This is a genomic window from Mesorhizobium sp. M8A.F.Ca.ET.021.01.1.1, from assembly GCF_003998025.1.
Taxonomy (GTDB): domain Bacteria; phylum Pseudomonadota; class Alphaproteobacteria; order Rhizobiales; family Rhizobiaceae; genus Mesorhizobium.
In genome coordinates, this window is record NZ_RZSJ01000480.1 from 1 (window position 1) to 4,918 (window position 4,918).

Here is a 4,918-nt window from a genome sequence, read left to right on the forward strand (position 1 = left end):
CGAAGACGCTCTGGACGAACCCGCGCCCGGCCGGCGCTTCCGGGAACATCTCGAGAAAAAGCGCCCTGTCGTCGTGGTTGCCGAGCATCAGCCGGCAACGCGGCACGAACCCCGCCAGCGCCTGCCTCAACGCCGCATAGGCGGCGCGCTCGCCATCATTGGTCAGGTCGCCTGACATCACCACCAGATCGGCATCGGCATGGTTCCTGCCGATATCGGCCAGGCAAGCCTCCAGCCGGGCGAGCGGATCGGAGCCATGAAGACGGCCACCCGGCGCCATCAGATGCGGATCGGAGAGCTGGATGATTTTCATGGGCTCGCGCACTGCCTTCCTGCCGCCGCCTGGCGTCGGCCTGAAGCCGGTATGTTTCGACCAGCTCTACTGCGCCGTCCAGCCACCGTCCATCGGTAACGTAGTGCCGGTGATCTGCTTGGCCGCATCCGAACACAGGAACAATGCCAGTGCCGCAAGCTCTTCCACGGTGACGAATTCCTTGGTCGGTTGCGCGGCCAGCAGCACGTCGTGCTTGACCTGCTCCTCGGTCATGCCGCGCGCCTTCATCGTGTCGGGGATCTGCTTTTCGACCAGCGGCGTCCAGACATAGCCGGGCGCGATCGCGTTCACGGTGATGCCGTTCTGGGCGACTTCCAGAGCCACCGTCTTGGTCAGGCCCGATATACCATGCTTGGCCGAAACATAGGCCGACTTGAACGGCGAGGCGACCAGTGCGTGCGCCGAGGCCGTGTTGATGATGCGGCCCCATTTGCGGCTTTTCATGCCCGGCACCACCGCCTTGATGGCGTAGAAGGCGGCAAGCAGGTTGATGCGGATGATGGCTTCCCACTTGTCGTCGGGGAACTCCTCGATCGGCGCCACATGCTGGATGCCGGCATTGTTGACCAGGATGTCGAGGCTGCCGAACGCCTCTTCCGCGTCGTGGATCATGGCGGTGACCGCGGCGCCATCCATCATGTTGGCGTCGGAATAGCGGCACCTGACGCCGAAATCCTTCTCGATGCCGACTCGCTCCTGCTCGATGGCAGCGGCGTCGCCAAGGCCATTGATGGTGACGTTGGCACCCTCGGCGGCAAAGGCGCGGGCGATCGCGAGGCCGATGCCGCTGGTCGAGCCGGTGACAAGCGCATTCTTCGAAGACAGGGAACCCATGGGGAGATCTCGCAAGAGGTGGGAGGGAGTGGTGTTGAGGCAGATAGTTTGTGCGGCGCAACAAGACAATGCCACGGCCATGTGTCGGCTCGATTACAGCCCCGCGACCGCCTTTGCCGGCTTCGTGAAAGGGCGTCTTGGCGATGACACGGCATTGTCATGCTGCCATGCAACATATTTCCCAGCGCATTCGCGCGGGGTCATTTTCGAACGTTGGGGGCACCTGGATGGAAATCGCCGATGTCGTGAAGCGCGCCTATGCGATGCCGCTCACCAATCCCTCCTTCCCGCCCGGCCCTTATCGTTTCTTCGACCGCGAATACATCATCATCACCTACCGCACGACACGCGAGGCGCTCGAGGCCGTCGTGCCGGCGCCATTGGAGATCGATGAGCCGCTGGTCAAATACGAATTCATCCGCATGCCGGACTCGACCGGCTTCGGCGACTACACCGAGACCGGTCAGGTCATTCCCGTACGCCATAAGGGCCAGCACGGCGGCTATGTCCATTCCATGTATCTCGACGACGACGCGCCGATCGCCGGGGGCCGTGAGCTGTGGGGGTTTCCGAAAAAGCTCGCCAACCCCAAGATCGTCCATGAAGGCGAGGTGATCGTCGGCACGCTGCACTATGGCAGCGTTCTGTGCGCCACCGGCACGATGGGCTACAAGCATCGGGAAGCCGACCACGATTCCGTGCTCGCTTCGCTCGCCGCCCCCAATTTCCTGATCAAGATCATCCCGCATGTCGACGGCACGCCGCGCATCTGCGAACTGGTCCGCTACTACCTCACCGACATCACGCTGAAGGAAGCCTGGACCGCGCCGGCCGCGCTCGATCTGCGGCCCCATGTCATGGCCGACGTGGCGAAGCTGCCCGTGCTCGACATCGTGTCGGCGGTTCACTTCAAGGCGGACCTCACGCTCGGCCTGGGCGAAGTCGTACATGATTACCTCGCTGACCACAGCCGATCCGCTGCCAGCGCAACCCAGCTGGAGAAAGTCAGTGCTTGAGCGTACCCGCAACAAGGCAGCAGCCGCCACCATCGAGGAAATCACGGCGCAGTATGACCGTATCGCGCTGGTCTTCCAAGGCGGCGGTGCGCTCGGCGCCTATCAGGCAGGGGTCTATCAGGCGCTGGCCGATGCCGGCTGCGAACCGAGCTGGCTATCCGGCGTCTCGATCGGCGCCATCAACGCCGCGATCATCGCCGGCAATGAACCGAGCCGCCGGTTGCAGCGGCTGGAACAGTTCTGGCAGACGATTTCTGGCCGCAAGATCTGGTCCTACACGCCCGAAGGCGACATCTACCGCGACATCCGCAACCAAACCTCGTCGTTGATGACGATGACAATGGGCCAGCCCGGTTTCTTCAAGCCGCGCAATCCCAATCCCTGGTTCCAGCTGTCGGGGGCAGAAGGCGCCACCAGCTTCTACGACACCGCCGAGTTGAAGGACACGCTGGAGAGCCTGATCGATTTCGATGTGCTGAACGACGGCAAGAAGCGGCTGAGTGTCGGCGCGGTCAATGTCAGGACCGGTAACTTCGTCTATTTCGACACCGAGAAGGTGCGGATCGCGCCGGAGCACATCATGGCCAGCGGCGCGCTGCCACCGGCCTTCCCCTCGATCCGCATCGAGGGCGAATATTACTGGGATGGCGGCATCGTCTCCAACACGCCGCTGCAATATCTGCTCGACCAGGAAGAGGACCGTTCCTCGCTGGTGTTCCAGGTCGATCTGTTCAGCGCTCGCGGCGTGCTGCCGCGCGGCATGGCCGACGTGCTGTCGCGCCACAAGGACATCATGTATTCGAGCCGCACGCGGCAGAACACCGACAATTTCGAGCGCATCCATGCGCTGAAGATGAAGCTGCTCGATGCGCTGAAGCGCGTGCCGCCGGAGCAGCTCAAGGAAGGCGAGAAGGAGCTGATCGCCGACTATTCCAACGCCGGCGTCGTCAACATCGTCCACCTGATCTACCAGCACAAGGGCTACGAGGGTCACGCCAAGGACTACGAGTTTTCAGGCACCTCGATGCGCGAGCATTGGGAGATGGGCCTCGAGGACACCGAGCGCACGCTGCGTCACAAGAAATGGCTGATGCTGCCGACCAATGCCGATGGCGTCACCATCCACGACCTGCATCGCGAAGATCCGACTTGATACTTGCACCCGCCACAAGCTGAGCAATCTCGGGAAAATGCATAGCGGTCGCTCGGCTGGAAGCCCGTAAACTGTGAAGCTCTGCTTCATAGGCCATCAACATTATCGCGGATAGCCGCTCGCGGAGAGCGGGCTTACATCTGGGCGCCAGCAGAATGCGCTGGGCTCAATGGAGTACCGCCGATGACCGCCGAAGCCGTTTCCCCTGCTGTCGTTCCATCGCGTGACGCCTGGCGCGGCCTGCTGTGGTTTGTGCCGCTCACGGCGCTGTGGCTACTCTTGATCTATCGTTGGCCGGCGATCCCGGACAGCGGCGTTCCGACCACGTTCCACCAGCTCGCGGCTCACGGGCTCGTCGCTCTGGGATTGTGGCTCGGCCTCGAACATACGAGCCTGACGCCCGGTCAACGTCGCGCGACCTGGTTGGCGATCATGATCGCGGACACGCTGTGGTTCGCCGTCGCTTGGAGCGCCGCGATCAATGGCGTCTTCCACCAGGACGCCACGGCTTTGCCGGCGTTGCCATCGGCCATCTTCCTGCCGGTGGTCATCGGCGCGCCGCTGTTGCTGTTCTCTGGGCGGATCGGGCAGGTGCTCGATGCGATGCCAGCGAGCTGGCTCGGCGCGGTTCAGCTCTACCGCGTATTCGGCAGTTGGGCTCTCGCGGCGTGGCTGCATGGTGCGCTGCCCGGCGTGTTCGCAGTGCCAGCAGGCATCGGAGACATGCTGACAGGACTGCTCGCGTTGCCGGCGGCGATCGCGGTGGCGAACGGCACAGCCGGAGGCGGGAGGGCGGCAACTCTCTGGAACGTCCTTGGCCTTGCCGATTTCGCTGTCGCGATCACCATGGGCATAATCACCTCGCCCGGCCCGTGGCAGTTGACGTTCCGGATGTGCTGAGCATCGGCGCTGGCGATTATCCGGGTGTGCTAACCCCTGCTTTCGTGGTGCCGAGTTCAATCCTGCTGCATGTGTTGTCGCTGCGCCAGCTGCGCCGCCGTAGCCGGGCGGAAGTTGCGCGGCGGCAGGAGTGAGGCTGGAGCCGGCCAACGATTCCATCGAAAGCTGAACCGTTCGAAGCGGCGCGTTCGCTTGGGAAGGCGCACGCTCTGACTCCTCAGTGGTCTTCGCAGGATGGGCCGACAAAGAGAAACGGCGCCGCAGGTGGCGCCGTTCTTTTGAGGGTCTGGCGCTCAGAACACCTGACGGAAGACGATGAACAGCGCGAAGGCGAGCGCGATCGAGCACGGCAGGGTCAGCACCCAGGCGAGCAGCAGATTGCGCACCGTCGACCACTGCAGGCCCGAGCCGTTCGCCGCCATCGTGCCGGCGACGCCGGATGACAGAACATGGGTCGTCGACACCGGCAGACCCAGACGGTCGGCCATGCCGATGGTGACCATGGCGACGAGTTCCGCGGCAGCGCCCTGGCCGTAGGTCAGGTGGCTCTTGCCGATCTTCTCGCCGACCGTGACGACGATGCGTTTCCAGCCGACCATCGTGCCCAGGCCGAGCGCCAAGGCGACCGCGACCTTCACCCAGATCGGGATGAACTTCGTCGCGTTGTCGACGGCCTTGTGA

At 63.5% G+C, this 4,918-nt stretch carries 6 protein-coding genes; 3 read left to right on the top strand and 3 right to left on the bottom strand.

Annotation, left to right across the window (positions count from 1 at the left end):
- Together EOA36_RS27620 and EOA36_RS27625 are read right to left on the bottom strand one after the other, a co-directional pair.
- The coding region (locus EOA36_RS27620) for a metallophosphoesterase (protein ID WP_189553375.1) at positions 1-313 on the bottom strand (313 nt) is incomplete at its 3' end.
- Positions 314-379: 66 nt separating this feature from the next.
- Positions 380-1,168 carry a 3-hydroxybutyrate dehydrogenase gene (locus EOA36_RS27625; protein WP_127280246.1) on the bottom strand — a complete coding sequence of 263 codons (789 nt, stop codon included), beginning with the start codon at positions 1,166-1,168 and terminating at the stop codon, positions 380-382.
- 227 nt (positions 1,169-1,395) lie between these two features.
- On the opposite strand from EOA36_RS27625, the gene EOA36_RS27630 reads away from it, so the two are divergent.
- From EOA36_RS27630 to EOA36_RS27640, 3 genes are all read left to right on the top strand, one after another.
- Positions 1,396-2,184 carry an acetoacetate decarboxylase gene (locus tag EOA36_RS27630; protein WP_127280247.1) on the top strand — a complete coding sequence of 263 codons (789 nt, stop codon included), beginning with the start codon at positions 1,396-1,398 and terminating at the stop codon, positions 2,182-2,184.
- Positions 2,177-3,337: a patatin-like phospholipase family protein gene (locus EOA36_RS27635; RefSeq protein WP_127280248.1), complete on the top strand. Its 1,161-nt coding sequence runs from the start codon at positions 2,177-2,179 to the stop codon at positions 3,335-3,337. The genes EOA36_RS27630 and EOA36_RS27635 overlap by 8 nt, the downstream gene beginning before the upstream one ends.
- A gap of 183 nt (positions 3,338-3,520) precedes the next feature.
- Positions 3,521-4,237 (top strand): MFS transporter, encoded by a 717-nt coding sequence (locus tag EOA36_RS27640; RefSeq protein WP_245464490.1) that lies wholly within the window; start codon positions 3,521-3,523, stop codon positions 4,235-4,237.
- 293 nt (positions 4,238-4,530) lie between these two features.
- Here the strand turns inward: EOA36_RS27640 and EOA36_RS27645 are convergent.
- A partial coding sequence (locus EOA36_RS27645) for an inorganic phosphate transporter (protein ID WP_145969337.1) occupies positions 4,531-4,918 on the bottom strand: 388 nt, incomplete at its 5' end.